The organism is Streptomyces sp. NPDC056580 (assembly GCF_042793175.1).
Lineage (GTDB): Bacteria > Actinomycetota > Actinomycetes > Streptomycetales > Streptomycetaceae > Streptomyces.
In genome coordinates, this window is sequence record NZ_JBHTVE010000014.1 from 144,413 (window position 1) to 169,347 (window position 24,935).

The following is a 24,935-nucleotide window of genomic DNA, read 5'->3' on the forward strand; positions in this document are numbered from 1 at the left end:
GTCAAGGGCTGTCTCTGGCGCTTCCCTACCGTGCGTCCCGTCGTCTCTCAGTGGTCTTCAGCCACTGAATCACAGCGCGCTGCCCACTCGGTACACAGGGTCAACAATATCTGCCCCATGTGACTCAAGTCACAGGGGAACGTGAACAATTGAGTGGAGTTTCTGCGTTTTCCCTGTGCGTTTCCTGAACGCAAACTTTGTCTTCGTGTGCACATGATGCACGAACCGTCACGTCGTGGTCCCCCGGTCCTAGGACCCGGCTCGGGCCAGGGCCCGATGCGGCGCGTCCGGCGCGGCGATTAGCGTGCAGGGTGTGCTGAACACCTCCTCCACCACCGCCACAGCCGCTTCCGGGCATGCTGAGGGGGTGAGCAACGACGAGTTCCGGGCCGCCATGTCCCGGCTGGCCGCGGCCGTGGTCCTGGTGACCGCACAGGAACCGCCGCTGGACCCCGACGACCCGGACGCGCCGGGCGGCGAGGACGTCGGCATGACCGCAACCGCCTTCATGTCCGTCTCGCTGGACCCGCCGCTGGTGATGGTCAGCCTGCGCGAGGGCTCGCGCATGGACGACCTGCTGGACGAACAGCCGCTGTGGGCGGTCTCGGTGCTCGCCGAGAGCCAGCGCCACATCGCGGGGCGCTTCGCAATGAAGGGCCGCATCAGCGACCGGCTGCTCTTCCAGGACCTGCCCCGGGTGCGCGGCGAGATCACCGGCGCCCCGCTGATGGGCGGCGCGCTGGCCACCCTGGAGTGCCGCACCGAGCAGCGAGTGGCGGCGGGCGACCACACCCTCGTCATCGGCCGCGTGCTGTCCGCGCGGGTGCCGGGCGCCGAGGGCGGCCCGCTGATGTACTTCCGCGGCCGCTACCGCCAGTTGGGCTGACCGGCCGCCGCGGCCGGGCTCCCGGCTAACCCCAGTCCCGCCCGGAGCGGCCGCGCTTCCTCTCCGAGCGCTGCTTCTTCTCGCGCAGCCTGCGCTCGTTGATGCCGCGGGGGACGCGGGTGGGGCGGCGGGGCCTGGGCGGGGGTGCGGTGGCCTCGGCGAGCAGGGCGGCGAGGCGCACGGCGGCGGCCTCGCGGTTGCGCCACTGGGAGCGGTGCTCGGAGGACCGGACGACGACCACCCCGTCGACCAGCCGCCCGGCCAGCCGGTGCAGCGCCCGCTCCTTCCACACCGCCGGCAGTGCCTCGGTGCGCGCGAGGTCGAAGCGCAGCTCGACCTGCGAGTCGCTGGTGTTGACGTGCTGCCCGCCCGGCCCCGAGGACCTGGAGAAACGCCACATCAGCTCGGCCTCGGGCAGCGAGACCGAACCGCGGATGACATGGGGACCGGACATGCCTCCCATGTTCCCGGCCCGGCCCGTCCCACGTCACCCGGTTTTCACCGGCTGACGGCCACATGGGTAAAAAAGGTAAAGGGATCCGGAACCACCGGGACACCCCTCGACGTTCTCCCGGGTGACGGTAGCTTCGTCGGCACAGATGCGCACGAATAACTAGGGAAGGGACTCCCAATCATGGCTGTAAGCCTGTCCAAGGGTGGCAACGTCTCGCTCACCAAGGAGGCTCCGGGCCTGACCGCCGTCACCGTGGGCCTCGGCTGGGACGTCCGCACCACCACCGGCACGGACTTCGACCTGGACGCCTCCGCCATCGCGGTCAACGCGCAGGGCAAGGTCTACTCGGACGCCCACTTCGTCTTCTTCAACAACAAGCAGACGCCGGACAGCTCGATCGTCCACACCGGTGACAACCGCACCGGCGAGGGCGAGGGCGACGACGAGGCGATCAACGTCAACCTGGCCGCCCTCCCGGCCGACGTCGACAAGATCGTCTTCCCGGTCTCCATCTACGACGCCGAGAACCGCGGCCAGAACTTCGGCCAGGTCCGCAACGCCTACATCCGCATCGTCAACCAGGCCGGCGGCGCCGAGATCGCCCGCTACGACCTCTCCGAGGACGCCGCCACCGAGACGGCCATGGTCTTCGGCGAGCTGTACCGCAACGGCGCGGAGTGGAAGTTCCGCGCGGTGGGCCAGGGTTACGCCTCGGGCCTGGTGGGCATCGCCCAGGACTTCGGTGTGAACGTCTGACGCGCACCGCGTGGAGCGGGAGCCCCCGGCCCCTCGGGGCGGGGGCCTTCCCGGGCTCCCCCGGGGGCGCGCGGAAATCCGGCCGAGGCGCCGGCACGCCGCGCGATACGTTGCCCGCGTGATCTTCGAACCTCTCGTCATCGGCGCCGACCGTGACCTCCCGGCTCCGCTGCTCACCGAACTGACGGCGCTTCACGCCTCCAACCGCGAGTTCCACGCGCTCAGCGGCGAGTTCCCCGACCCGGACGACATCCGGGCCGAGCAGGTGGCGGCGGCCCTGGCCGACGAGCTGGCCCAGCCGGGCGCCGAGGTGCTGCTGGCCCGGTCCGAGGGGCGCCTGGTCGCGGTCGTTATCACGCTGGCCCGCCATCCCGACCCGGCCGAACCCGATCCGTGGATCGGGCTGCTGATGGTGAGCGGGGCCGAGCAGGGCAAGGGGTACGGCCGCCGGGCCGTCGCGGAGGTCGAGGAGCGCTTCCGGACCGCCGGCCGCCGGGCCGTGCGCCTGGCCGTCCTGGAGGGCAACACCCGCGCGCTGGCCTTCTGGACCGCACTCGGCTACGAGATCGTCGACCACCGCACCGACCACGCCCTCAACCGCCCCTGCGCCGTACTGCGCAAGGTGCTGCGGACCCCGCGGTAGGCGCCCGGGTCGCCGTGGTGGACCCGGACGGCGCGGTGCTGCTCTTCCGGTACGACGACGTCGAGGTCGGCGTCCGCTGGGCGCCGCCCGGAGGCGGCCTGGAGCCGGGCGAGACCCCCCGCGAGGGCGCCGTGCGGGAACTGGCCGAGGAGACCGACTGGACCGACCTGTCGCCGGGCCCGCTGCTGTGCACCTGGGAACACGACTTCCCGCTCCCCCACTCTCGACTTCGCCCCAGCGGGGGGACCCCCATGGGCGTGCCCGTCCACCAGCACGAGCGCGTCTACGTCACCCACGGCCCGCACCGCGAACCGGCCGGCCCCGGCCTCGCCGCCGCGCACGCCGCCGACGGCATCCTCACCTGGCGCTGGTGGAGCCGGCGGGAACTGGCCGAGGAGCCGGAGCCGGTCCGGCCGCCCGGCCTCGCCCGGCTGCTCGACGAGTGGGAGGGCTGAGGGCGCGGCGGTCCGGACGCCCCCGGCCGCCACGGGGCTCGGCGCCGCGGCCGGCGTGGGCTCGGCACGGCTCGCCGACCGGGTCCGCCGGCGGCGCGAGGACGCCGACCGGATCCGGTGGGGGCGCCGGGAAGCCAGGTGTGACGCCGGGGGCCTCAAATCCGCTGTGCGAGTGACCAGTTGAGTACTCGGCAGATGTCCGGATAACGGTTTCCGGGGCACGGCATTCGGAAATGAACACGTAAAGTTTTGTCGGTGCTCTGTCAAACAGAGCGTTAACGGTGTCACTCTCTCCGCACCCGCCGCAGCTTGTGCATCCCCTGTGCCCCAACTGTGTCTCCGGCCCCGCCGGAGGCCAGCCAGAAGGAGATCGAGTGACACAGCACCCCCGCGCCCCCCGCAGGACCGCCGTGCGCGCCGTCGCACTGGCCGGCTCGGCGGCGATGGTCGTCCTCGCGCTGCAGAACGGCTCCGCCACCGCCGCCCCCACGCACACCCCCGGCGCCCTGGCCGTCCCGCTCAGCGCACCGGCCCGCGCCGCCGCCATCGGCACGGCCCAGCGGCACGCCGGCGCCACGGCCCGGGAACTCGGGCTGGGAGCCAAGGAGAAGCTGATCGTCCGGGACGTCGTCAAGGACGCGGACGGCACCGTCCACACCCGCTACGAGCGCACCTACGCGGGTCTTCCCGTGCTCGGCGGCGACCTGGTCACCCACGTGGCGAAGAACGGCTCCCTGAAGGGCGTCAGCAAGGCGGCGAAGGCCCGCATATCCGTGCCGACCACCACGGCCGCCGTCTCCGCCACCAGCGCGAAGAGGACCGCCCTCAAGGCCGCGGGCACCGCGAAGGCCACCGCCTCGTCCTCCCGCAAGGTGGTCTGGGCCGCCGGCGCCAAGCCGGTACTCGCCTACGAGTCCGTGGTCAAGGGCGTCCAGCACGACGGCACCCCGAGCGAGCTGCACGTCGTCACCGACGCGCGGACCGGCAAGAAGATCTACTCCTACGAGGCGATCGAGACCGGCACGGGCACCAGCCAGTACAGCGGCACGGTCACCATCGGCACCACCGCCTCCGCCTCCGGCGGCTACGACCTGATCGACGGCGGCCGCGGCGGCCACAAGACCTACGACCTGAACGGCGGCACCACCGGCACCGGCACCCTGTTCCACGACGCCGACGACGTCTGGGGCAACGGCACCGTCTCCAACCGCCAGACCGCCGCCGTGGACGCCGCCTACGGCGCCGCCGCCACGTGGGACTTCTACAAGTCCGCCTTCAACCGCAACGGCATCGCGGGCGACGGCAAGGCCGCCTACTCCCGCGTCCACTACGGCAACGCCTACGCCAACGCCTTCTGGGACGACAGCTGCTTCTGCATGACGTACGGCGACGGCTCCGGCAACGCGGACCCGCTGACCTCGCTGGACGTGGCCGGCCACGAGATGAGCCACGGGCTGACCGCGGCCACCGCGAAGCTCAACTACCGGGGCGAGTCCGGCGGTCTGAACGAGGCCACCAGCGACATCATGGGCACCGCGGTGGAGTTCTTCGCGAACAACTCCTCCGACCCCGGTGACTACCTCATCGGCGAGAAGATCGACATCAACGGCAACGGCACCCCGCTGCGCTACATGGACAAGCCCAGCAAGGACGGCGGCTCCGCCGACTACTGGTCGAAGTCCGTCGGCCGTCTGGACGTGCACTACTCGTCCGGTGTCGCCAACCACTTCTTCTACCTGCTGTCCGAGGGCAGCGGCGCGAAGACGGTCAACGGGGTGTCCTACAACTCCCCGACGTACGACGGCTCCACGGTCACCGGCATCGGCCGCGACAAGGCGATCCAGATCTGGTACAAGGCCCTGAGCACGTACTTCACCTCGACCACCAACTACGCGGGCGCCCGCACCGGCACCCTGCAGGCCGCGGCCGCCCTGTACGGCTCGGGCAGCGCGGAGTACAACGCGGTGGCGGCGGCCTGGAAGGCGGTCAACGTCAACTAGTCCCGCCGGTCCCGCTTGAGCGCGTTCCCGGCAGGCCGGGCCGTCCGTCACGGGCGGTCCGGCCTGCCGTCTCCGTAGAGCCAGTCCTTCCAGATCTCGCCGAAGTCCTTGTCCGGGGCCCTCTTCTCCACGAACGCGGTGAACTGCGCGGTGTCGGCGGTGCCGTGGCGGTGGGCGGCGGCCCAGCCCCGCAGGATGTCGTGGAAGGCGGCGTCGCCGACCTTCCGGCGGATCTTCTGCAGGACCATCGCGCCGCGCTCGTAGACCGGTCTGCCGGAGATGTGCGCGGCGTCGGCCGGCCTCGCCGGCGGGAAGGCCCACAGGGAGTCGTCGTGGCTCTCGTACAGGTCGGCGAAGGCCTGCTGGGCGCTCTTGCCGCCGTGGTCCTCCTGGTACAGCCACTCCGCGTACGTCGCGAAACCCTCGTTGAGCCACATGTCCCGCCAGCTCAGCGGGGTGACCGAGTCGCCGTACCACTGGTGGGCGAGTTCGTGGACGAGCGTGCCGGTGTCGGGGGCGCCGGGGAAGACGGGGCGGGTCTGGGTCTCCAGGGCGTACTGGACGTCCCCCGGGCGGTTGACGATCGCGCCGGCGGAGGAGAAGGGGTACGGCCCGAAGTTGGGCTCCTCCCAGCCGAGGATCTCCGGGATCTTCGCCAGGACGCCCTTGCTCGCCTTCGCCTGCTGCGGGTCGACGGCGGTGAGGACGGGCAGGCCGTGCGGCCCGGTGGTGCGGCCGATGTCGTAGCGGCCGACGGCGACGACGGCCACATAGCTCGCCATCGGCTGGGCGGTGTGCCAGGAGTACGTCGTCCGGCCGCCCTTGCCGGTCCGGCCGGCGAGCTCCCCGTTGGAGACGGCCTGCAGCCCCACGGGGACGGTGACGGCGATGTCGTAGGCCGCCTTGTCCGAGGGGTGGTGGTTGCCGGGGAACCAGGCCATCGAGCCGACCGGCTCGCCGAGGCCGAGCGCGCCCTCGGCGGTGCGCAGCCAGCCCTCCCTGGAGCCGTCGGAGTCGGTGAGGGTCCGCGGGACGCCGGAGTAGCGGACGGCGGCGGTGAAGGTCCGGCCCGCGCGGAGGTCGTCGTGGGGGCGGACGGTCAGTTCCTGGCCGGCGCGGTTCCAGCGGGCGTCCCTGCCGTCGACGGTGACCGAGCCGACGTCCAGCCCGTCGAGGTCGAGGTCGAAGGCCGTCAGGTCCTGGATGGCGCGGGCGGTGATCACGGCCGTGCCGGTGAGCCTGCGGGTGGCCGGCGCGTAGTCGAGGGTGAGGGCGTAGTGGGTGACGTCGTAACCGCCGTTGCCCGCACTCGGGAAGTACGGGTCGTGCACGCCCGAGCCGCCCGGGGCGCCGCGGACGCCCGCGTCGCAGGCGGTGCCGGTGAGGGCGAGCGCCAGAAGGGCCGCGACGGCCGGGACAAGGCGTGCGGATCTGGACATGTCAGTGATCCTATGGCGGCGGCGCGCACCGGAGCGGGGACGCGGCGGCGGGGCGTGACACCATCTCCTGCGTGCTCGACATCGGCTACGCCCTCTCCAACCGCTTCCCCGACCCGCCGCAGACCGACTACCGCCGCGCGGACGTCCGCGCGCTGCGGCACGACCTGTTCTGCGGGGACGTCTACCTGGCGGACACCAAGTCGGACCGGGAGCTGTCCACGGCCTGGGGGTGGGTGCCGGTGCTGGACTTCGCGTGGGCGCTGTGCGACATCGTGGAGCGGCTGGACCGGGACCCGATGGGCTCGCGTGCCTCCCGGCCGCAGCGGGCGGAGCTGGACTTCACCGAGTCCACCGACCGGATGCTGTTCGAGCGCCGGTTCGGCTGGGTGGACATCGACGCCGACTGGATGCCGGCCGAGGAGGCCCCGCTGTCCTTCTCCCATGCCGAACTGCGCCGGGAGTCCCGCGACTTCCTGCACGACCTGATCGCCGACCTGAGCGATCTCCACGAGGACCTGTCGGAGAACCCGGCGATCTGGACCCTGCAGGCCCGCTTCCCCCGCGTGTCCTGAGCCCTCAGTCCGCCACCCTGATGCCCAGCGCCCCGGCCAGCAGCGGGGCCAGGTCCAGCAGCTGACCGGTGCTGATCACCGCCCCCGCCAGCCGGTCCAGGCCCCGGACGACCTCCAGCGGGGCGGCCCCGCGCAGGTCGACGTCCTTCAGCGTGGCGCCGCCGAAGTCGGCCTCCTTCAGAGCGCAGCCGGTGAACTCCACCCGCTCCAGGCGGGCCCCGGCGAAGTCCGGCTCGACCAGGACGCAGTTCTCGAAGACGACGTCCCTGAGCCGGGCCTCGCGGAGGTTGAGGAAGTCGATCTTGCCGCCGCGGATCACGACCCGCTCCAGCACGGCGCCGTGCATCTGGGTGCCGCCCAGCCGGGGGTCGAGCAGCTCGACGTCCCGGAAGGTGGCCTCGGCGAGGTCCGTGCCGACGCCCCGCAGGCCGCTCAGGACCGAGTCCAGCACACGCGCGCGGCGCAGCACCGCCTCGTCCACCGCGCAGGCGGTGAGCGCGCAGTCCATGAAGCGGGCGCCCGCGCCGTCATGCCCGCTCAGGTCGGCCGCCCGGAACTCGAGGCCGTCGTAGTCGCCGTCCGGCGCCAGCGCGCCGTCGCTCCAGGGCTCCAGGGGCGGCAGCCGCACCTCCGGCCGCCGCGCGCCCTTCACCCGTGTCCCGTCCGCGCCCGTCGCTCTGCTCGCCATGCCCCCATGCTGCACCGCGCCACTGACAACCGGTCCCCGGGCGAACCGCCCCGCCGGCGCGGCTCCTGTCGCACCCGGATGCGACACCCACCGATTCATGGTGTTCTGACCAGATGGATACCCGCCGAAAGGGTGAGGGCCCGCCGGCGCCCGCCGTCGCCGGACATGCCGATCCCCACCGCTGGTGGGGCCTGGTCGTCATCGCCCTCGCCCAGCTCATGGTGGTCCTGGACGCGACGATCGTGAACATCGCACTGCCCTCGGCCCAGCGCGAACTGCACATGTCCGACGGCGACCGGCAGTGGGTGATCACCGCCTACACGCTGGCCTTCGGCGGGCTCCTGCTGCTCGGCGGCCGGATCGCCGACCTCGTGGGCCGCAAGCACACCTTCGTGATCGGGCTCGTCGGCTTCGCGGCCGCCTCGGCGCTGGGCGGCGCGGCCGACAGCTCCGGCATGCTCTTCGGCGCCCGCGCCCTGCAGGGCGTCTTCGCCGCCCTGCTCGCACCCTCCGCGCTGAGCCTGCTGACCACGACGTTCACCGACCCGCGCGAGCGCGGCAAGGCCTTCGGCATCTACGGCGCCCTGGCCGGCAGCGGCTCGGCGATCGGGTTCATCGTCGGCGGCCTGCTCACCGAGTACCTGGACTGGCGCTGGTGCCTGTACGTCAACGTGCCCATCGCCGCCGTCGCGGTGCTCGGCGCCTTCGCCCTGCTGCACGACCGCCCCGGCCGGCGCGAGGCCCGTCTCGACCTGCCCGGTGCGGTGCTCGGCTGCGGCGGGCTCGTCGCGATCGTCTACGGCTTCGCCGAGGCGGAGCCGCGCGGCTGGACCGACCCGCTGGTGCTCGCCCTGTTCGCGTCCGGCGCGGTGCTGCTCGCGGTGTTCGTCTGGTGGCAGACCCGGGCGCCGAGCCCGCTGCTCCCCCTGCACATCGTCAGGGACCGCAACCGCGCGGGCTGCTTCCTGACCATGATGCTCGCGGTCATCGGCATGTTCGGGCTGTTCCTGTTCATGACCTACTACCTGCAGGTCATCCTCGGCTACTCGCCGGTCCGGGCGGGCCTGGCCTTCCTGCCGCTGACCGCCGCGATCATCGTCGGCTCCACCCAGATATCGGCCCGGCTGCTGCAGCGGGTGGCCCCGCGCATGCTCATGGTGCCCGGCATGCTGCTGGCCGCCTCCGGACTGCTGCTGCTGACCCGGATGACCGTCGGCTCCTCCTACACCGGCGAGATCCTGCCCGCGCTGCTCCTGATGGGCCTCGGCATGGGCCTGACCTTCATGCCGGTGTTCGCCACCGCCACCGCCGGAGTGGCCCCGCGCGACGCCGGGGTCACCTCGGCGACCGTCAACACCTCCCAGCAGGTGGGCGGGTCGATCGGCACGGCCCTGCTCAACACCGTCGCCACCACCAGCAGCGCCGCCTACATCACCGCCCGTCTGCGCGGCCCGGCCACCAGGGCCGCGGTCGTCCCGGCGGGCGTGGTGCACGGCTACACGGTCGCGATCGCCTGGGCGGCGGGCGTGATGCTGCTGGCCGGCCTGGTGGCGGGCCTGATGGTGACAGCCCGGGCCCCGGGTCGCGGGGCCCGGTCCGAGACGCCGGTGCCGGAGTCAGTCGGCTGAGCGGCCCAGCTCGGCCAGCGCCCCGTCGGTGAGCCGGTACACCGTCCACTCGTCCTGCGGGCGGGCGCCCAGGGCCTCGTAGAAGCCGATCGCGGAGCTGTTCCAGTTGAGCACCGACCACTCCAGGCGCTCGTAGCCGCGCTGCACGCAGATGCGCGCCAGCTCGGTCAGCAGCGCCCGGCCGTAGCCGCCGCCCCGGGCGGACGGGCGGACGAACAGGTCCTCCAGGTAGACGCCGTGCACACCGCGCCAGGTGGAGAAGTTCAGGAACCACAGCGCGAAGCCGACGCACTCCCCGCTCCCGTCGTCCACGGCCAGGTGCGCGAACGCCGCCGGCCGCTCTCCGAAGAGCGCCTCGTGGAGCTGCTCCTCGGTCGCCCGTGCCTCCTGCGGGGCCTTCTCGTACTCGGCCAGTTCACGGATCAGGGCGTGGATGACGGGCACGTCGGCGGGGGTCGCGGTGCGAATCATGGGGCTGAGGCTAACCGGGTGCGTCCGGCCCGGTCACCCCCTCAGCTCCGCCCCGCCACCCGGTCGGCCACCCGGGCCAGCCGGGAGGAACCGGTGCCGGGGTGCAGCAGTTCGCGCCGGTCGGCGGCGCGGTAGGTGGCGTACATGCCGTGCACGCCGAGCCAGCGCAAGGGTTCCGGTTCCCACTTGCGGACCTTGTGGTTCACCCAGGGCAGCTCCGTCAGTTCGGTCCGGCCGCACTGCCCCGAGTCCTGCCGCACGAGGTCGCGCAGGGTGCGGGCGGCCAGATTGGCGGTGGCGACGCCCGAGCCGACGTACCCGCCCGCCCAGCCGAGCCCGGTGGCCCGGTCCAGGGTGACGGTGGCGCACCAGTCGCGCGGGACGCCGAGCACCCCGGACCAGGCGTGCGCGACCCGCACGCCCGCGAGGGCCGGGAAGAAGCGGGTCAGGATCTCCCGCAGGGCCTCGACCGTCGCGTCCTGGGTGCGGCCGTCGTTGTCGGTCCGCGAGCCGAAGCGGTACGGCACCCCGCGGCCGCCCAGCGCGATCCGGCCGTCGGCGGTGCGCTGGGCGTACATGTAGGCGTGCGCCATGTCGCCGAGCGTCTCCCGGCCGTCCCAGCCGATCGCCGCCCACTGCTCGTCGGTGAGCGGCTCGGTGGCGATCATCGAGGAGTTCATCGGCAGCCAGGTCCGCCGCTGGCCCTTCAGGGAGGCGGTGAAGCCCTCCGTGCAGCGCAGCACGTAGGGCGCGCGGACCGTGCCGTACGGGGTCACGGCGTGCTTCGGGCGGATCTCCGTCACCGGCGTCGACTCGTGGACGGTCACGCCCAGCGCCTCCACGGCCGCCGCGAGCCCCTTGACCAGCCTCACCGGGTGCAGCCGGGCGCCGTGCGGGGTCCAGCTCGAGCCCACCGCGCCGGCCACCCTGATCCGCTCGGCGGTCTGCCGGGCCCCGTACAGCTCGCGGTCCTTCTCGCCGTACGTCAGCTCGTGCTCGTGGAACGCCCGCAGCCGCGCCAACTGGGCCGGGGTGGTCGCCACTTCCAGCACTCCGCCCTGGTGCACGTCGGCGTCGATGCCCTCCGCCCCGGCGACGGCGACCACCTCGGCCACGGTGTCGTTCATGGCCCGCTGCAGGCGTACGGCGGCCTCGTGGCCGTGCAGCCTCGCGTACCGGTCGCGGCCCGCGATCCCGTTGTAGAGCCAGCCGCCGTTGCGGCCGGAGGCGCCGTACCCGCAGAACTTCTGCTCCAGGACGGTGATCCGCAGGAAGGGTGCGGCCTTCTTCAGGTAGTAGGCGGTCCACAGTCCCGTGAAGCCGCCGCCGACGATGACGACGTCGGCCGAGGCGTCCCCGGGCAGCGGCTCCCGCACCGCGGGGAGGCCGTCGTCCGCGTACCAGAAGGAGATCCCACCGTTGACGACACTGGTTGCCGAGCTGCTCATGGCCGGGACGTTAACCCCTCGGAGCGGCCAGTGTCTCCTTCGGATTCCGTGCTTTTCCGCGGCCCCCGACCAGCGGCCGGCACGCGAGACCGACCAGGACGGACAGGAAGTGCCCGAAGTCGGTGAAGGTGCGGCCCGCTACCAGCGGCACGCCGTAGAAGACGAGCACGCAGGCGAGATACAGGTGACGCCAGGGCGCCGCGAGCCGGTAGGTCAGCACCGCCATCACCCCGGCGAGCGCGTAACTCACCCCGATGTCCAGGGTGTTGACGGCGGAGGGCGGGGCGTGGCCGTCGTGGATAGCCCGGAGCAGGGCCAGCTCGCTGATCAGCGTGGCGAGCACGTGCGCGGCGACGCACACCGCGAGCCAGCGCAGGGTGCCGAGCCAGCGCTCGGCCTGGGCGTGGAAGACGGTGTACAGCACGGCGTACGGCAGCCAGCGTCCGCTGTCGATCCACATCGCGCTGGTGATCAGCACCCGTACGGGGTTCCGCGACAGCTCGTGGATGTTGGTCGAGCGCTGCCGCAGGAAGTCCTGCTCGAACGCCGGTGACATGTGGTGCAGGGCCACGGTGGTGAAGAACAGGATCGTCAGCCAGATGTAGGTGCCCGGGGCGCTGCGCACGTAGGCCGCGGCCGCCCGGAGCCCTCGCGGTGCGCGGATGACCCGGTTCACAACCGCCAGTATGGTCGCCGGGGCTTCCCGGGCGCCCGGCGAGTCCGGCCGACGGCACCCCGGCGGCCGGGCACGGTGCCGTACCCGTCCCGGACTGCGCCGTCCGGGTGACGGTGCGGGCGGCGCCCGGCGCGGAACGGGTCGCCGCCGGCCGCGGGCCACCGGCCGGCGCTCCAGGTTCCGGTCCGCCGGCCGTCCCTCGCCTGACACCCCTCGCCGGACACGCCGCCGGACGGCCTATTCGGCCATTAAAGGATAAACCGGCCATACCGTACCCGGTATGAAGAGATGTCACATCGCATATCTCGCGTGCACCGCCGCCCTCGTCGGCACCGCCTTCAGCGCGGCCCCCGCGGTGGCCGCCCACTCGACCCTGGTGGTCCGCCCCGGCGAGTCGATCCAGAAGGCGGTCGACGCGGCCAAGGCCGGCGACACCGTTCTCGTGCTCGCCGGCACTTACCACGAGAGCGTGACGATCCACACCCCCTACGTGACCCTGCGGGGCGTGGGTTCCGGGACGGTCGTCGAGCCCGCCGCCAAGAAGGGCGGGAAGAAGCCCGCCGGGGCGAGCACCGGGAAGGCCGCGAAGAAGACCTCGAAGACCTCGAAGAAGGCCACGGGGAAGGCCTCTGAGAAGACTTCCGGGAAGTCCGTCAAGAAGGTCGCGAAGAGCTGCGCCGAGGGCGGCAACGGCATCTGTGTCCTGGGCACCAAGACCAAGGACGTCGTGGGCGTCACGGTCGCCGACCTGAAGGTGACCAAGTTCAGCCGCACCGGGGTGTTCGGCATGGCGACCGACGGCCTGACCGTGCGCGGGGTGGACGCCGCGGACAACGGCATGTGGGGCATCGCCGAGGAACGGTCGGTGCGCAGCCTGCTGCGGGACAACTACGCGCACGGCAACGGTGACGCCGGCGTGTTCCTCGCCAACACCATCCAGGAGGAGGCCGGCGCCTACGACGCCAGGCAGACCCTGGTGGCGCACAACCGGCTGGAGGGCAACCGGATCGGCGTCACCGTGCGCCGGCTGCGGAACCTGACCGTCGGGCGCAACTACGTCTCCGGCAACTGCGCCGGGGTGTTCGTCGTCGGCGACGAGAACAAGCCCAAGGCCGGTCACCTGGACGTCACCGCCAACCGGGTCGTCGCGAACAACAGGTCCTGCGCGAAGACCGAGCGGCTGCCCGCCCTGAAGGGCTCCGGCATCGTCCTCACCGGCACCGAGCAGACCCGGGTGTCCCGCAACTGGGTCACCGGCAACTCGGGCAAGTCCTCGATGTCCGGCGGCATCGTGCTGTTCAAGAGCTTGGTGGGCGTCGCCGGCACCGGCAACCGCGTCGACGGCAACGTGCTCTCGGACAACTCCCCCGCCGACCTGGTGAACACCGAGACCGGCAGGACCAACGCCTTCGAGCGCAACTCCTGCCGGGCCTCGAAGCCCGCGGGCCTGTGCTGACCGCACGGGCGCTGCCACTGCTGGACCGACGAAGGCCAAGGAAAGAGAGAGGGCGGCAGATGACGTCCGCTGAAACAGCACCACCGCCTCCCATGCGGCTGCGCGAGCTCGTGTTCGGCGCGGCCTGTGCCGCCGCCGTCCGGGCCGCCGCCCGGCTGGGTGTCGCCGACGCCCTCGACGACACCCCGATGACCGCCGAGGAGCTAGCCGCCGCGGTCAAGACCGAACCCAAGCCCCTGCGCCGGCTGCTGCGGGCGCTGTCCTGCTACGGCGTCTTCGACGAGCGGCCGGACGGCGCCTTCGCGCACACCGACATGTCCCGGCTGCTGCGCGAGGACGACCCCAACAGCCTGCGCGCCATCGCCCTGTGGTGCACCGAACCCTGGACCTGGGACGCCTGGCCCAGGCTGGACGAGGCCGTGCGCACCGGCGACAACGTCGTGGAGGGCCTGTACGGCAAGGAGTTCTTCACCTACCTCAACGAGGACGCCCCGGAGTCCGCGGACGTCTTCAACCGCGCCATGACCCGCTCCAGCGAGCAGTCCGCGCGCGAGGTCGCGGCCCTGCTGGACCTGTCCGGGGCCAAGTCGGTCGCGGACGTCGGCGGCGGCCAGGGACACGTGGTGGCCTGCCTGCTGGACAAGTACCCGGCGATGCGCGGCACCCTGCTCGACCTGCCCCGGGTGGTCGAGAACGCCCTGCCCCGGCTGCGCGAGGGCGGCGACCTCGCCGACCGCGCGCGGATCGTGCCCGGCGACGTCCGGGACGCGATCCCGGTCCAGGCCGACGTCTACGTGATCAAGAACATCCTGGAGTGGGACGACGAGAGCACGGCCCGCACGCTGCGCAACGTCGTCGAGGCGGGCGGCCCGGGCACCCGGGTCGTCGTCATCGAGAACCTGGTGGACGACACCCCCTCGATGCGCTTCAGCACCGCCATGGACCTGCTGCTGCTCCTCAACGTCGGCGGGGCCAAGCACACCACCGACTCCATGGTGAGCAGGCTGACCTCGGCGGGCCTGAAGGTGGGCGACATCCGTCCGGTCAACCCCTACCTGCACGCCTTCGACTGCCTCGTGCCCGCGTGACACGGACGCGCCGGCACAGGCCACCGGCCGCCGGGCCCGCGACGCTGCGGGCCCGGCGGCCGGTGGCCGTCCGGAGGTGCCGTACGGCTCAGTCGCGCTCCCAGACGTAGAAGCGCTGCGCCATCGCGTCCTTCGGGGACCGCCAGGTCTCCGGGTCGTACGCGCTGACGTACGCCGTCAGGCGCTCGCTGATGTCGCGGAACTCGGGGTGGCCGGTCACCTTGGCGATGGCGTGCCCGGGGTCGCGCTCGGACTCGACGAGGTGCATGTACACGTCGCCGAACTGGAAGAGGCTGCGGCGCACCACGCCGACGAGGTGGGGCAGCTCTCCCCGGTCGGACTCCTCGAACACCTTGGCGATGTCCGGGGCGGAGCCCGGGGCCATGCGGGCGACGATCAGTGCCTGGTGCATGGGCTCGGTCCTTCCTCGGCTCAGTCGGCCAGGGCCGGCGCGGGACGGCGTCCGGCGGCCGCCTTCTCGATCTTGTCCCGGATGAGCGCCATCTGGACCTTGGAGTTCTTGTTGATGTTGTCGGTCATCCAGTCGTCGTCGACCGGGGCGTCCGGCTTCATCGCGAAGTCCTGCGTCCAGACCATCCGGGTGCCGGCCGGGACCTCCTCGTACTCCCAGAGGATGTCCATGTGGGCGAAGGGGCCGGTCTCGACCCGGCGCGCCTTCACGGTGCGGGCCCTGCGGTCGGGCTCGCGCTCGGAGACCCAGCTCCAGACGGTGCCGTTGTCGTCCGGGTGCATGGTCAGCCGGAACGTCGTCTTCCTCCCCTCCTGGGAGAGGATCTCGACGGACGCGTACTCGCTGAACAGCTGCGGCCACTTCTCCAGGTCGTTGGTCATGTCCCAGACCAGGTCGAACGGCGCGGCGATGGTGATCTCGTTCTGGGTGTGTCCGGCCATCTCAGGCTCCTGCCATCAGGGTGCTGTTGACGAGGTTGAGGAACTGCTGGGGCGTCTTGCAGCGCTCCGCGTCGACCGGCATCGGGGTGCCGTGCGTGTTCTCCAGCTCGCCGACGATGCCGAGCAGGCCGAGCGAGTCGATGCCGAGGACGTCGAAGCCGGTGTCCGGCATGTCCTGGAGCTGCTGCGGGCTGACGGTGACCCCGGCAGCCTTCTTCATCAGCGCGGCGAGTTCTTCCACGGTGATCTGAGGCATTGCTCTCCTCCTTTGCTGTCCTCACGGCTCTTTTCGGTCGTTCGCCTACGCGGCGCCGTGCCGCAGCACGAGTGCCGAGTTGGACCCCATGAGTCCGCGGCTGAGCACCAGCGCCGTCCGCAGCTCGGCGACGCGGGCGCGGCCGGTCACGAGGTCGAGGTCGTGGCAGACGTCGGTGACGTTGGGGGTGGGTGGGATCAGGCCGTGCTCCATCGCGAGCACCGCCGCCGCGGTGTCCAGCACCGGGGCCGCGCAGTAGCCGCGGCCGGTGCCGGTCTTCGGCGCGGTGACCGGTACCCGGGTGCCGTGCGCGCCGAGGGCGTCGGCGAGCGCGAGGGCCTCGGCGCGGTCCGCCTCCGGCACCCCGAGGGCGTCGGCGAAGACCACGTCGACCTCCTCGGGAGCACAGCCGGCCTCGTCCAGCGCCTGCCTGACGGCCTGCGCGAGACCCTCCCGGGACCGGTCCCAGCGGGAGGCGCCGGTGAAGGTCGCCGCGTGGCCCGCGACGAAGGCCCGCACGTCCGCGCCGCGCTCCCGGGCCGACGCCTCGGCCTCGATCACGAGCATCGCGCCGCCCTCGGCCGGCACGAAGCCGCGGGCGGCGTCCGTGAACGGGCGGTAGGCGCGGGACGGGTCGGACTCGGTGCTCAGCTCCTCGTAACCGAGCTGGCAGACCACCGAGTACGGCGCCAGCGGCGCCTCGGTGGAACCGGCCACCATCACGTCGGTGCCGCGCCGCACCGCCCGGGCGGCGTGCGCGAGGGCGTCCAGGCCGCCCGCCTCGTCGGAGGCGACGACCGAGCAGGGGCCCTTGAACTTCCGGCGGATGGAGATCTGGCCGGTGCTCGCGGCGTAGAACCAGGCGATGGACTGGTACGGGCCGACGAAGCGGCTGCCCTTGCCCCACAGCTGCTGCAGCTCGCGCTGGCCGAACTCGCCGCCGCCGGAACCGGCCGCGGTGACCACCCCGATGGAGTACGGCTCCCCGGAGGTGTCGGCCTGCCCGAGCCGGGCGTCCTCCAGCGCGAAGTCGGCGGCGGCCAGGGCGAAGTGGGTGAACCGGTCGGTCTGGACGAGGAAGCGCTCGTCGATGGTGGCTGCCGGCTCGAAGCCGCGGACCTCGCCGGCCACCTTCAGCGGAAGGTGCTCACAGCCCTCGCGGGTGACCCGGTCGAGGACGCTGAGGCCTTCCTGGGTGGCCTTCCAGAAGGTCTCGGTGCTGGTGCCGTTGGGCGCGACGACCCCGATGCCGGTGACGGCCGCGCGCCGGTCGTGCGGTTCGCTCATCGTGTCCTCTCCCTCGTCCGGGTCAGGACCACCGCGGACTGGAAGCCGCCGAACCCGCTGCCCACGGACAGGACGCTGTTCAGCTTCCGTTCGCGGGCGACACGCGGGACGTAGTCCAGGTCGCACTCGGGGTCGGGGATCTCGTAGTTCGCGGTCGGTGGTACGACCTGCTTGGCGAGGGCCAGCACGCACGCGACCACCTCGATCGCGCCGATCGCCCCGAGGGAGTGCCCCACCATCGACTTGATGGAGCTCATGGGGGTGTCGTAGGCGTGGTGGCCGAGCGCCCGCTTCACGGCCGCCGTCTCGTGGCGGTCGTTCTGCCGGGTGCCGGAGCCGTGCGCGTTGACGTAGTCGATCGCCGTGGGGTCCAGCCGGGCGTGCCCGATAGCCATGTCGATCGCCCGGGCCATCTCCAGGCCATCGCTGGTCAGGCCGGTCATGTGGTAGGCGTTGCCGAAGGTGGCGTAGCCGCCCAGCTCGCAGTAGACGTGCGCGCCGCGGGCCCGGGCGTGCTCCAGCTCCTCCAGGACGAGCACCGCTCCGCCCTCGCCCATGACGAACCCGTCACGGTTGTTGTCGAAGGGCCGGGAGGCGTGCGCGGGGTCGTCGTTGTTGGGGGAGGTGGCTTTGATCGCGTCGAAGCAGGCCATGGTGATCGGGGAGATCGGCGAGTCCGACGCCCCGGCTATGCAGATGTCGGCCCGGCCCTCCTCCACGGTGTGGAAGGCGTATCCGACGGCGTCCAGGCCCGAGGTGCAGCCGGTGGAGACGGTCTGCACCGGACCCTGGGCGCCGAAACGTTCCGCCACCGCCGAGGCGACCGTGCTCGGCGAGAACGCCCGGTGCAGATGCGGCTCCGCCTCCCGGTGGTCCACGTCCCAGCGCTCACCGCGGTGGCTGACCAGGACGTAGTCGTGCTCCAGCCGGGTCGTGCCGCCGACCGCGGTGCCCACCGACACACCCACCCGCCACGGGTCCTCCGCGGACAGGTCGAGACCCGAGTCCCGGACCGCCTCCTCCCCGGCGACCAGGGCGAACTGGATGTAGCGGTCCGCCCGCGCGGCCTCGTCCTCGCCCAGGCCGTGCGCCGCCGGGTCGAAGTCGCACTCGGCCGCTATCCGCGACCGCAGCCCGGAGGGGTCGAAGAAGGTGATGCCCCGCGTCGCGGTCCGGCCGTTGGCAAGCAGATCCCAGAAAGCCGGTACGCCGATACCACCCGGAGCCACGATGCCTATGCCAGTGACCGCCACGCGCCGGGTCATGACCGGACCTGACCCCGGTCGGGGGCGGCGCCCGCCGCGACCGGCTCCGTGACCACCGCGGCGGCCCCGATGACCTCCGTCTCCTCGGTGTCGACGTGACCGAGCTGGGGACGCGGGGCCAGCGGGCCCAGGTGGAAGACGATCCGCGCCTCCGCCTTCCCGACGTTGCGGAACCGGTGCCGCATGTGCGCCGGGATCATCAGGCCCTGTTCGGGCCGCAGCGGGTGCGGCTCGCCGTCCAGGTCGACCTCCAGCTCGCCGCAGACGACGTAGACGAACTCCTCCGAGTAAGGGTGGTAGTGCTCACCGATGCGGTCACCGGGCTGCACGATGGCCACGCCCATGAAGCCGCTGGTGGAGCCGACCGTGGCAGGGGTGAGCATGGCGCGCAGATCGCCGCCTCGCCGGACGTTGGGCTCGACCTCACTGAGGTCCACGATTTTCGGACGGGGTTTGATGGACAACGTTTCCTCCGGTGTCTGGGCCGTGTACGGCGCTCGGGTACTGGGGAAGCCGCGGCGCGGGATCAGGCGTCCGGCGAGCGGCGGTCGGTGATCAGGTCCATGCGCGCGGCCTCGCCGTCCAGCAGCTCCCGGACCTCGGCCGCCACCCGCGCCGGCAGCGGCACCGCCTTCGCGTCCAGGTCGGCACGCACGTCGACCAGCCGCACCACGACGTCGTCGCGCTGGAAGAGCGTGCTGCGCAGCACCGGGCTCGCCGGATCGTCCGCGAACTGGGAGTCGGCCTGCGCGAGCAGCTCCGCCAGCCGCATCCCCAGGCCCGGCCGGGCCGCGTAGTACAGGGCCTGGCGCAGACCCTCCTGGGCTTCGCCGGCGCTCACGTGGTGCACGGCCGGCAGCGCCGCACGGGTGAAGAACATCCGGGCCGACTCCTGGTCGTCGAGGTCCCGGTCCTGCTCCAGGTACGGGTTGATCGCCTCCTCCACGGCCCGCACCTCGGGCTGCCGGGCCACGTGCCGCAGCGCCGCGAGCAGGTCGCCCCGCACCTCGATGGCCCGCACCACCCGGTTGCCGTGCATGAACAGCGACGTCCGCAGCAGCCGCGTGGCGTCGTCCACCCGCGCTTCGGGCGAGGCGTAGTCCGAGAGGATCCGGGCGACCTCCCGCTCGCTGCCGGGCTTCACGGTGAAAGTCAGCGCGTGGCGGATCACGCCGTCACCGATCCGCGGGTGGGCCTGCAGCCGCCGCTGCCCCGGCTCGGCCTGCTGCGCGGCGCCGCCGGTCTCGCGCACCACGTGGAAACGCAGCGACCGGGTGTCCCGGACACAGCTGTGCAGCGGCTCCACCATCCGCACGTGATCCTCGCTGTTCACCCAGGTGAGGAACGGCGGAGCACTCTCCCACTCGCTCGTGATGAGCCACTGCGACGGGTTCTCGATGGACTGGCAGAGCTGGTCGCTCACGTGTCCCGGGACCGACGCGACCTGGTTGCACAGCTGCTCGTACGCCTCCAGGAACTGCTGCTGCGCACCGTCGTGGACATCGACCAGCAGCACCACCCGGAGCCGCGAGCCGTCGAAGACGGACTGCGAGACGCGCTTCGACATCTCACGGGCCGGTGTTGCTGAAGGACGTTCAGACGTCGTGGTCATCCTGTACACATCTCCTTCGCGGGGCAGGATCGATGCCGCGCGACTGACGCGACGGCAGCGTTCCTTGATCCTGTGCCGGACCCATCACGCCCGCGACTCGTATGAACCACGTGGGTGATTGGGCACGCGGAGCCACCGCCACCGGGCAAGAAGACACACAGGCCCCCCACTCGCGCCCCCTGCCCCTGGAGGCTTCGATGCATCAGAAAGCGGACCACCGGGTCCCCGTCCTCATCGTGGGCGGCTCCCTGGTGGGCCTGTCCACGTCCGTCTTCCTGGGCCGTCTCGGTGTCCGGCACCTGCTCGTGGAGCGGCACTCCGGCACCTCCATCCACCCACGCGGACGCGGCAACAACGTCCGCACGATGGAACTCCTCCGCGTGGCCGGCATCGAACCGGACGTCAAGGCGGCGGCCTCGCCCCTCGCCGACAACCACGGCATCCTCCAGACCCCCACCCTCGTGGGCGACGCCGGCGAATGGCTCTTCAAGCACATCGACCCCGGCGGCGGGCTCGCCCGGTTCAGCCCCACCGGCTGGTGCCTGTGCAGCCAGAACGACCTCGAACCCGTCCTCCTCGACAGCGCCCGCGAACTCGGCGGCGACCTGCGCTACTTCCACCAGATGGAGTCCTTCGAACAGGACGCCGACGGAGTGACGGCCGTGATCCTCGACCGCGCCACCGAGAAGCGCTACACCGTACGGGCGGACTACCTGGTCGCCGCCGACGGCCCGCGCAGCCCCGTGCGGAACGCCCTCGGCATCGGCCAGAGCGGCCCCGGCGACCTCTTCGCCAACGTCAGCGTCACCTTCCGCTCCACCCGGCTGGCCGACACCGTCGGCGACCGCCGCTTCATCTGCTGCTACCTCACCAACCCCGGGGCCGACGGCGCCCTGCTCCCCGTCGACAACAAGGAGCACTGGGTCTTCCACGCCCCCTGGCACCCCGAGCAGGGTGAGACCCTCGAGGAGTTCACCGAGGAACGCCTCCAGCGCCACATCCGCCAGGCCGTCGGCGTCCCCGACCTGGACGTGGAGATCACCGGAAAGGCGTCCTGGCGCGCCGCCGAAAGAGTGGCCGACCGCTACTCCCGCGGGCGTGTCTTCCTCGCCGGCGACTCCGCCCACGAGATGTCACCCACCGGCGCCTTCGGCTCCAACACCGGCATCCAGGACGCGCACAACCTCGCCTGGAAGCTGGCCGCCGTCCTCGACGGCTGGGCGGGCCCCGCCCTCCTCGCCACCTACGACACCGAGCGCCGCCCGGTGGCGGTCGCCACCAGCGCCCGCGCCTCCGCCCGCTCCGTGGAGCACAGCCACCCGGGCTTCGCCCCCGCCCCCGGCGTCGGCGCCGGCAGGCGCGGCGGCATCCTCGACGCCGTCCTCGGCTACCACTACCCGCACGGCGCCGTCCTCGGCGCCGACCCCGACCGGCCGGTCGTCCCCGACACCCTCGACCTCACCGGCCGGCCCGGCACCCGCGCCCCGCACCTCTGGCTGCGCCGCGCCAACCGCCGGCTGTCCACCCTGGACCTGTACGAGCGCTCCCTCGTCCTCCTCAGCGACGCCCCGGACGACGCGGGCTGGCACACCGCCGCCCGCGGGATCGCCGAGGCCGGCGGCGTACGCCTGGACGCCTACCGCATCGGCCCGGGCGCGGACGCGGACCTGACCTACGAGGACGACGCCACCGACTGGGCCGAGCTGCACGGCGTCACCGCCGACGGCGCGGTCCTCGTCCGCCCGGACGGCTTCGTGGCCTGGCGCGCCACGGGCGCCGTACCGGACCCGGAGGGCGTGCTGCGCGAGGTGCTCGGGACCCTGCTGGGAACCGGCTGACCTGCGACGGCACAAAAGAGCCACCCGCACCGGTGAGTGCGGGTGGCCCTGTCGTACGGAGCCCCCTGTCGGATTCGAACCGACGACCTTCGCTTTACAAGAGCGGCGCTCTGACCAGCTGAGCTAAGGAGGCCCGCACGCGCGTGGCGCGTGCGTGTTTGTGCAGTGTACCCAGGTCCCGGCCGGGGCCCGGAGGAAATTTCCGCGAAGTTCACAGGGGTCCGGGTGCTGACAGACGGTGTGCCGGCAGGTAGCGTCCTGAGCCGGTTCACTTCGGTGGACTACACCAACCACCTTCCTACAACGGATCGTCCGGCACGTTCCTGCCGGTAGAAGGGGGCCCATTCACCATGGCCACTGTCACGTTCGACAAGGCGACCCGGATCTACCCGGGTTCCACCAAGCCCGCCGTCGACGGTCTCGACATCGCGATCGAGGACGGCGAGTTCCTCGTCCTGGTCGGCCCGTCGGGCTGCGGCAAGTCCACCTCCCTGCGCATGCTCGCGGGCCTGGAGGACGTCAACGGCGGCGCGATCCGCATCGGCGACCGCGACGTCACGCACCTGCCGCCCAAGGACCGGGACATCGCCATGGTGTTCCAGAACTACGCCCTCTACCCGCACATGACGGTCGCCGACAACATGGGCTTCGCGCTCAAGATCGCCGGCGTCAACAAGGCGGAGATCCGGCAGAAGGTCGAGGAGGCCGCCAAGATCCTCGACCTCACGGAGTACCTGGACCGCAAGCCCAAGGCGCTCTCCGGCGGTCAGCGCCAGCGTGTCGCCATGGGCCGCGCGATCGTGCGCGAGCCGCAGGTCTTCCTCATGGACGAGCCGCTGTCCAACCTGGACGCCAAGCTGCGCGTCTCCACCCGTACCCAGATCGCCGGCCTCCAGCGCCGGCTCGGGATCACCACCGTCTACGTCACCCACGACCAGGTCGAGGCCATGACGATGGGCGACCGGGTGGCCGTGCTCAAGGACGGTCTGCTCCAGCAGGTCGACTCGCCGCGCAACATGTACGACAAGCCCGCGAACCTCTTCGTCGCCGGCTTCATCGGCTCCCCCGCCATGAACCTGATCGAGGTGCCGATCACCGACGGCGGTGTGAAGTTCGGCAACAGCGTGGTGCCGGTCAACCGGGACGCGCTGAAGGCCGCCGCCGACAAGGGCGACCGCACGGTCACCGTGGGCGTCCGCCCCGAGCACTTCGACGTCGTCGAGCTGGGCGGCGGCGCTTCGGCCGCCTCCCTGACCAAGGACAGCGCCGACGCCCCGGCCGGCCTCGCCGTCTCGGTGAACGTGGTCGAGGAGACCGGCGCCGACGGCTACATCTACGGCACCGTCGAGGTCGGCGGCGAGCAGAAGGACCTGGTCGTCCGCGTCAGCAGCCGTGCGGTGCCGGAGAAGGGCGCCACCGTGCACGTCGTGCCGCGTCCGGGCGAGACCCACGTGTTCTCGACCTCCACGGGCGAGCGTCTCTCCGACTGAGCCGCACCCCGGTCGCCGAATCCCGGCGAATCCGGGACGAACCGGCCACGTTGACGCCAGAGGCCCCGCGAACCGCCGCGGGGCCTCTTCGTTCGCGCGGACATACCCCGGCGAAGCGACCGTTGGGGACGGCCGGCGTCAACCCCTTACCCAGAAATCAACGTCACTTCATCCCCCATAGGGGTGACTAAATGTCGCCAAATCATTACTGCGCGCTACCCTCACACGCGTGAAGCACTCCACCATCCCTCAGACGCGACGCGGCCACCGGGGCGGCCCTGCCCGCCGGATCGGCCGCACTCTCGCCCTCGTCCTGCCCGTCGTCCTGGTGCTCTCCGGGACCCTCGCGGTCACCCGGGTCAACTGGACGGGGAGCTCATCCAGCTCGGTGCTCATGGCCTCGGACGTCTCCTCGGCGTCCGTCTCCTCCAAGGCCGCCCCCCGCGCCCCGCAGGACGTGCTCCGCGACCGGCTCATGACCGAGCTGCAGGACAAGGACCCGGGCGTGGCCCTGACCCACCTCCAGCAGGCGGTGAACGGGCACCCGGCACTGGCCAGGCACTGCGGTTCGATCGCCCGCGCCCTGGGCCAGGCCGCCGTGCGCATCTACGGCCCCTCGCGCGCGCAGTCGTACGCCCGCCCGGTCTGCGACACGGCCTTCGCCGCCGGAGTACTGAGCGCGCACGGCTGAGCGGCGACCACGAAACGGGCACCGGCTCCCCCGTGAGCCGGTGCCCCTCAGGCGCCCGCGCTCCGCCACGGGGCCTTCCGCGCGGCGGGGCCGCCCCCACGAACCGGTCGCGGTCCGGGCCCCCGCCGGGGCCCACGTACAGTTCGGGGCATGACCCATCCGAACGCGGCGACGCGCCCCACTCAAGCCGTCGTCCTGGCCGGTGGCCAGGGCTCACGGCTGCGTCCCTACACCGACGACCGGCCCAAGCCGATGGTCGAGATCCCCGGGACGGGCACTCCGATCATCGGCCACCAGCTCGCCTGGCTCGCGGAGGAGGGCGTGACGGACGTCGTGGTCTCCTGCGGCCACCTCGCCGACGTCCTGCAGAAGTGGCTGGACTCGGCCGATCTGCCCGTGTCCGTCACCACCGTCGTGGAGACCGAGCCCCTCGGCCGCGGCGGCGGCCTGAAGTACGCGGCCGCGCACCTCCCCCACCCCGACCGGCCCTGGTACGCCACCAACGGCGACATCTGGACCCGCTTCTCCCTGCGGGACATGGCCGACTTCCACACCGAGCGGGACGCCGTCGCCACCCTGGCGCTGGCCCGGCCGCGGATCCCCTGGGGCGCGGTCCGGACCGACGGCTTCGGGCACATCACCGACTTCATCGAGGCCCCGCCGTCGACGTTCGAGATCAACGCGGGCGTCTACGTGTTCTCGCCCGAGTTCGCCGGTCTGCTGCCCGAGCGTGGCGACCACGAGCGGACCACGTTCCCGCGGCTGGCCCGGGAGCGCAGCCTCGCGGGCTTCACGATCCCGCAGGGCGCCTACTGGCGGGCCATCGACACCGCGAAGGACCTCTCTGAGGCGGCCAGGGAACTGGCGGCCCTGGGGCGGTAGGCACGCTGACGCCGCCGCGCCCGCACCGGGCAGGCCGAAGGG

Annotated in this window: 24 protein-coding genes, 1 tRNA gene and 1 pseudogene; 12 read left to right on the forward strand and 14 right to left on the reverse strand. The window is 72.1% G+C overall.

Features of this window, described 5'->3' with window-relative positions; translation table 11 throughout:
- Positions 1 to 304 precede the first annotated feature (304 nt).
- A complete protein-coding gene (locus ACFQ9Z_RS29105; protein ID WP_383025299.1) occupies positions 305 to 886 on the forward strand; it encodes a flavin reductase family protein in 582 nt (193 codons plus the stop codon).
- Positions 887 to 911: 25 nt separating this feature from the next.
- Here ACFQ9Z_RS29105 and arfB read toward each other — a convergent pair whose 3' ends face one another.
- Positions 912 to 1,349 (reverse strand): alternative ribosome rescue aminoacyl-tRNA hydrolase ArfB, encoded by a 438-nt coding sequence (arfB, locus tag ACFQ9Z_RS29110; RefSeq protein WP_383025302.1) that lies wholly within the window; start codon positions 1,347 to 1,349, stop codon positions 912 to 914.
- 171 nt (positions 1,350 to 1,520) lie between these two features.
- On the opposite strand from arfB, the gene ACFQ9Z_RS29115 reads away from it, so the two are divergent.
- The 3 genes and pseudogenes from ACFQ9Z_RS29115 (at position 1,521) to ACFQ9Z_RS29125 (ending at position 5,194) form a co-directional block, all read left to right on the forward strand.
- On the forward strand, positions 1,521 to 2,096 hold the full coding sequence (locus ACFQ9Z_RS29115) for a TerD family protein (protein WP_143630963.1): 576 nt from the start codon (positions 1,521 to 1,523) through the stop codon (positions 2,094 to 2,096).
- Positions 2,097 to 2,214: 118 nt separating this feature from the next.
- Positions 2,215 to 3,194: pseudogene (locus ACFQ9Z_RS29120) on the forward strand (GNAT family N-acetyltransferase).
- Positions 3,195 to 3,637: 443 nt separating this feature from the next.
- The gene (locus tag ACFQ9Z_RS29125) at positions 3,638 to 5,194 is read left to right on the forward strand and encodes a M4 family metallopeptidase (protein ID WP_383025684.1); all 1,557 of its coding nucleotides are present in this window, start codon (positions 3,638 to 3,640) and stop codon (positions 5,192 to 5,194) included.
- 47 nt (positions 5,195 to 5,241) lie between these two features.
- Here ACFQ9Z_RS29125 and ACFQ9Z_RS29130 read toward each other — a convergent pair whose 3' ends face one another.
- Complete coding sequence (locus ACFQ9Z_RS29130) at positions 5,242 to 6,633, reverse strand: M1 family metallopeptidase (RefSeq protein ID WP_383025306.1); 1,392 nt, start codon at positions 6,631 to 6,633, stop codon at positions 5,242 to 5,244.
- Between the two features lie 71 nt (positions 6,634 to 6,704).
- Between ACFQ9Z_RS29130 and ACFQ9Z_RS29135 the strand changes: the two genes are divergently transcribed.
- Entirely contained in the window at positions 6,705 to 7,205 is a 501-nt protein-coding gene (locus tag ACFQ9Z_RS29135; RefSeq protein ID WP_383025308.1) for a hypothetical protein, read from the forward strand.
- Between the two features lie 4 nt (positions 7,206 to 7,209).
- Here the strand turns inward: ACFQ9Z_RS29135 and ACFQ9Z_RS29140 are convergent, their stop codons facing one another.
- A complete protein-coding gene (locus ACFQ9Z_RS29140) occupies positions 7,210 to 7,893 on the reverse strand; it encodes a pentapeptide repeat-containing protein (RefSeq protein ID WP_383025311.1) in 684 nt (227 codons plus the stop codon).
- 113 nt (positions 7,894 to 8,006) lie between these two features.
- On the opposite strand from ACFQ9Z_RS29140, the gene ACFQ9Z_RS29145 reads away from it, so the two are divergent.
- A complete protein-coding gene (locus ACFQ9Z_RS29145) occupies positions 8,007 to 9,521 on the forward strand; it encodes a DHA2 family efflux MFS transporter permease subunit (protein ID WP_383025315.1) in 1,515 nt (504 codons plus the stop codon).
- On the opposite strand, the gene ACFQ9Z_RS29150 is transcribed toward ACFQ9Z_RS29145, so the two are convergent.
- The 3 genes from ACFQ9Z_RS29150 to ACFQ9Z_RS29160 are packed head-to-tail and all read right to left on the reverse strand — an operon-like array spanning position 9,510 to position 12,116.
- Positions 9,510 to 9,992 carry a GNAT family N-acetyltransferase gene (locus tag ACFQ9Z_RS29150; protein WP_383025318.1) on the reverse strand — a complete coding sequence of 161 codons (483 nt, stop codon included), beginning with the start codon at positions 9,990 to 9,992 and terminating at the stop codon, positions 9,510 to 9,512. The genes ACFQ9Z_RS29145 and ACFQ9Z_RS29150 overlap by 12 nt on opposite strands.
- 41 nt (positions 9,993 to 10,033) lie before the next feature.
- On the reverse strand, positions 10,034 to 11,440 hold the full coding sequence (locus ACFQ9Z_RS29155; protein WP_383025322.1) for an NAD(P)/FAD-dependent oxidoreductase: 1,407 nt from the start codon (positions 11,438 to 11,440) through the stop codon (positions 10,034 to 10,036).
- A gap of 10 nt (positions 11,441 to 11,450) precedes the next feature.
- On the reverse strand, positions 11,451 to 12,116 hold the full coding sequence (locus ACFQ9Z_RS29160) for a rhomboid-like protein (RefSeq protein ID WP_383025325.1): 666 nt from the start codon (positions 12,114 to 12,116) through the stop codon (positions 11,451 to 11,453).
- A 280-nt stretch (positions 12,117 to 12,396) separates the two neighbouring features.
- Between ACFQ9Z_RS29160 and ACFQ9Z_RS29165 the strand changes: the two genes are divergently transcribed.
- Positions 12,397 to 13,572, forward strand: coding sequence for a nitrous oxide reductase family maturation protein NosD (locus tag ACFQ9Z_RS29165; RefSeq protein WP_383025328.1), 1,176 nt, complete (start codon positions 12,397 to 12,399; stop codon positions 13,570 to 13,572).
- Positions 13,573 to 13,631: 59 nt separating this feature from the next.
- On the forward strand, positions 13,632 to 14,660 hold the full coding sequence (locus ACFQ9Z_RS29170; RefSeq protein ID WP_383025331.1) for a methyltransferase: 1,029 nt from the start codon (positions 13,632 to 13,634) through the stop codon (positions 14,658 to 14,660).
- Positions 14,661 to 14,748: 88 nt separating this feature from the next.
- Here ACFQ9Z_RS29170 and ACFQ9Z_RS29175 read toward each other — a convergent pair whose 3' ends face one another.
- The 7 genes from ACFQ9Z_RS29175 to ACFQ9Z_RS29205 all read right to left on the reverse strand — a co-directional run bounded on the left by ACFQ9Z_RS29175 (position 14,749) and on the right by ACFQ9Z_RS29205 (position 19,992).
- Positions 14,749 to 15,072, reverse strand: a complete 324-nt coding sequence (locus ACFQ9Z_RS29175) for a TcmI family type II polyketide cyclase (RefSeq protein ID WP_383025334.1) — start codon at positions 15,070 to 15,072, stop codon at positions 14,749 to 14,751.
- A gap of 20 nt (positions 15,073 to 15,092) precedes the next feature.
- The gene (locus ACFQ9Z_RS29180; protein ID WP_383025337.1) at positions 15,093 to 15,572 is read right to left on the reverse strand and encodes an SRPBCC family protein; all 480 of its coding nucleotides are present in this window, start codon (positions 15,570 to 15,572) and stop codon (positions 15,093 to 15,095) included.
- Between the two features lies 1 nt (position 15,573).
- Positions 15,574 to 15,828, reverse strand: coding sequence for an acyl carrier protein (locus ACFQ9Z_RS29185; protein ID WP_358930661.1), 255 nt, complete (start codon positions 15,826 to 15,828; stop codon positions 15,574 to 15,576).
- Positions 15,829 to 15,873: 45 nt separating this feature from the next.
- Positions 15,874 to 17,115, reverse strand: a complete 1,242-nt coding sequence (locus ACFQ9Z_RS29190; protein ID WP_383025341.1) for a ketosynthase chain-length factor — start codon at positions 17,113 to 17,115, stop codon at positions 15,874 to 15,876.
- Positions 17,112 to 18,380, reverse strand: a complete 1,269-nt coding sequence (locus ACFQ9Z_RS29195) for a beta-ketoacyl-[acyl-carrier-protein] synthase family protein (protein WP_383025344.1) — start codon at positions 18,378 to 18,380, stop codon at positions 17,112 to 17,114. The genes ACFQ9Z_RS29190 and ACFQ9Z_RS29195 overlap by 4 nt, the downstream gene beginning before the upstream one ends.
- Positions 18,377 to 18,817 (reverse strand): cupin domain-containing protein, encoded by a 441-nt coding sequence (locus tag ACFQ9Z_RS29200; protein ID WP_383025347.1) that lies wholly within the window; start codon positions 18,815 to 18,817, stop codon positions 18,377 to 18,379. The genes ACFQ9Z_RS29195 and ACFQ9Z_RS29200 overlap by 4 nt, the downstream gene beginning before the upstream one ends.
- A gap of 89 nt (positions 18,818 to 18,906) precedes the next feature.
- Entirely contained in the window at positions 18,907 to 19,992 is a 1,086-nt protein-coding gene (locus tag ACFQ9Z_RS29205; protein WP_383025354.1) for a SchA/CurD-like domain-containing protein, read from the reverse strand.
- A gap of 197 nt (positions 19,993 to 20,189) precedes the next feature.
- On the opposite strand from ACFQ9Z_RS29205, the gene ACFQ9Z_RS29210 reads away from it, so the two are divergent.
- On the forward strand, positions 20,190 to 21,830 hold the full coding sequence (locus ACFQ9Z_RS29210) for an FAD-dependent oxidoreductase (protein WP_383025357.1): 1,641 nt from the start codon (positions 20,190 to 20,192) through the stop codon (positions 21,828 to 21,830).
- A gap of 59 nt (positions 21,831 to 21,889) precedes the next feature.
- Here the strand turns inward: ACFQ9Z_RS29210 and ACFQ9Z_RS29215 are convergent.
- Positions 21,890 to 21,963, reverse strand: a tRNA-Thr gene (locus ACFQ9Z_RS29215).
- 217 nt (positions 21,964 to 22,180) lie between these two features.
- Between ACFQ9Z_RS29215 and msiK the strand changes: the two genes are divergently transcribed.
- From msiK to ACFQ9Z_RS29230, 3 genes are all read left to right on the forward strand, one after another.
- Positions 22,181 to 23,320, forward strand: coding sequence for a diacetylchitobiose ABC transporter ATP-binding protein MsiK (gene msiK, locus ACFQ9Z_RS29220; protein ID WP_383025360.1), 1,140 nt, complete (start codon positions 22,181 to 22,183; stop codon positions 23,318 to 23,320).
- A gap of 229 nt (positions 23,321 to 23,549) precedes the next feature.
- The gene (locus ACFQ9Z_RS29225) at positions 23,550 to 24,011 is read left to right on the forward strand and encodes a hypothetical protein (protein ID WP_383025363.1); all 462 of its coding nucleotides are present in this window, start codon (positions 23,550 to 23,552) and stop codon (positions 24,009 to 24,011) included.
- A 150-nt stretch (positions 24,012 to 24,161) separates the two neighbouring features.
- Complete coding sequence (locus tag ACFQ9Z_RS29230) at positions 24,162 to 24,893, forward strand: NDP-sugar synthase (protein WP_383025366.1); 732 nt, start codon at positions 24,162 to 24,164, stop codon at positions 24,891 to 24,893.
- Positions 24,894 to 24,935 lie beyond the last annotated feature (42 nt).

Bases quoted from the DNA above. Each gene is read 5' to 3' on its own strand.
- arfB (WP_383025302.1), bottom strand. From the start codon at position 1,349: ATGGGAGGCATGTCCGGTCCCCATGTCATCCGCGGTTCGGTCTCGCTG.
- ACFQ9Z_RS29115 (WP_143630963.1), top strand. From the start codon at position 1,521: ATGGCTGTAAGCCTGTCCAAGGGTGGCAACGTCTCGCTCACCAAGGAG.
- ACFQ9Z_RS29125 (WP_383025684.1), top strand. From the start codon at position 3,638: ATGGTCGTCCTCGCGCTGCAGAACGGCTCCGCCACCGCCGCCCCCACG.
- ACFQ9Z_RS29130 (WP_383025306.1), bottom strand. From the start codon at position 6,633: ATGTCCAGATCCGCACGCCTTGTCCCGGCCGTCGCGGCCCTTCTGGCG.
- ACFQ9Z_RS29140 (WP_383025311.1), bottom strand. From the start codon at position 7,893: ATGGCGAGCAGAGCGACGGGCGCGGACGGGACACGGGTGAAGGGCGCG.
- ACFQ9Z_RS29145 (WP_383025315.1), top strand. From the start codon at position 8,007: ATGGATACCCGCCGAAAGGGTGAGGGCCCGCCGGCGCCCGCCGTCGCC.
- ACFQ9Z_RS29150 (WP_383025318.1), bottom strand. From the start codon at position 9,992: ATGATTCGCACCGCGACCCCCGCCGACGTGCCCGTCATCCACGCCCTG.
- ACFQ9Z_RS29155 (WP_383025322.1), bottom strand. From the start codon at position 11,440: ATGAGCAGCTCGGCAACCAGTGTCGTCAACGGTGGGATCTCCTTCTGG.
- ACFQ9Z_RS29165 (WP_383025328.1), top strand. From the start codon at position 12,397: ATGAAGAGATGTCACATCGCATATCTCGCGTGCACCGCCGCCCTCGTC.
- ACFQ9Z_RS29170 (WP_383025331.1), top strand. From the start codon at position 13,632: ATGACGTCCGCTGAAACAGCACCACCGCCTCCCATGCGGCTGCGCGAG.
- ACFQ9Z_RS29175 (WP_383025334.1), bottom strand. From the start codon at position 15,072: ATGCACCAGGCACTGATCGTCGCCCGCATGGCCCCGGGCTCCGCCCCG.
- ACFQ9Z_RS29180 (WP_383025337.1), bottom strand. From the start codon at position 15,572: ATGGCCGGACACACCCAGAACGAGATCACCATCGCCGCGCCGTTCGAC.
- ACFQ9Z_RS29185 (WP_358930661.1), bottom strand. From the start codon at position 15,828: ATGCCTCAGATCACCGTGGAAGAACTCGCCGCGCTGATGAAGAAGGCT.
- ACFQ9Z_RS29190 (WP_383025341.1), bottom strand. From the start codon at position 17,115: ATGAGCGAACCGCACGACCGGCGCGCGGCCGTCACCGGCATCGGGGTC.
- ACFQ9Z_RS29195 (WP_383025344.1), bottom strand. From the start codon at position 18,380: ATGACCCGGCGCGTGGCGGTCACTGGCATAGGCATCGTGGCTCCGGGT.
- ACFQ9Z_RS29205 (WP_383025354.1), bottom strand. From the start codon at position 19,992: ATGACCACGACGTCTGAACGTCCTTCAGCAACACCGGCCCGTGAGATG.
- ACFQ9Z_RS29210 (WP_383025357.1), top strand. From the start codon at position 20,190: ATGCATCAGAAAGCGGACCACCGGGTCCCCGTCCTCATCGTGGGCGGC.
- msiK (WP_383025360.1), top strand. From the start codon at position 22,181: ATGGCCACTGTCACGTTCGACAAGGCGACCCGGATCTACCCGGGTTCC.
- ACFQ9Z_RS29230 (WP_383025366.1), top strand. From the start codon at position 24,162: ATGACCCATCCGAACGCGGCGACGCGCCCCACTCAAGCCGTCGTCCTG.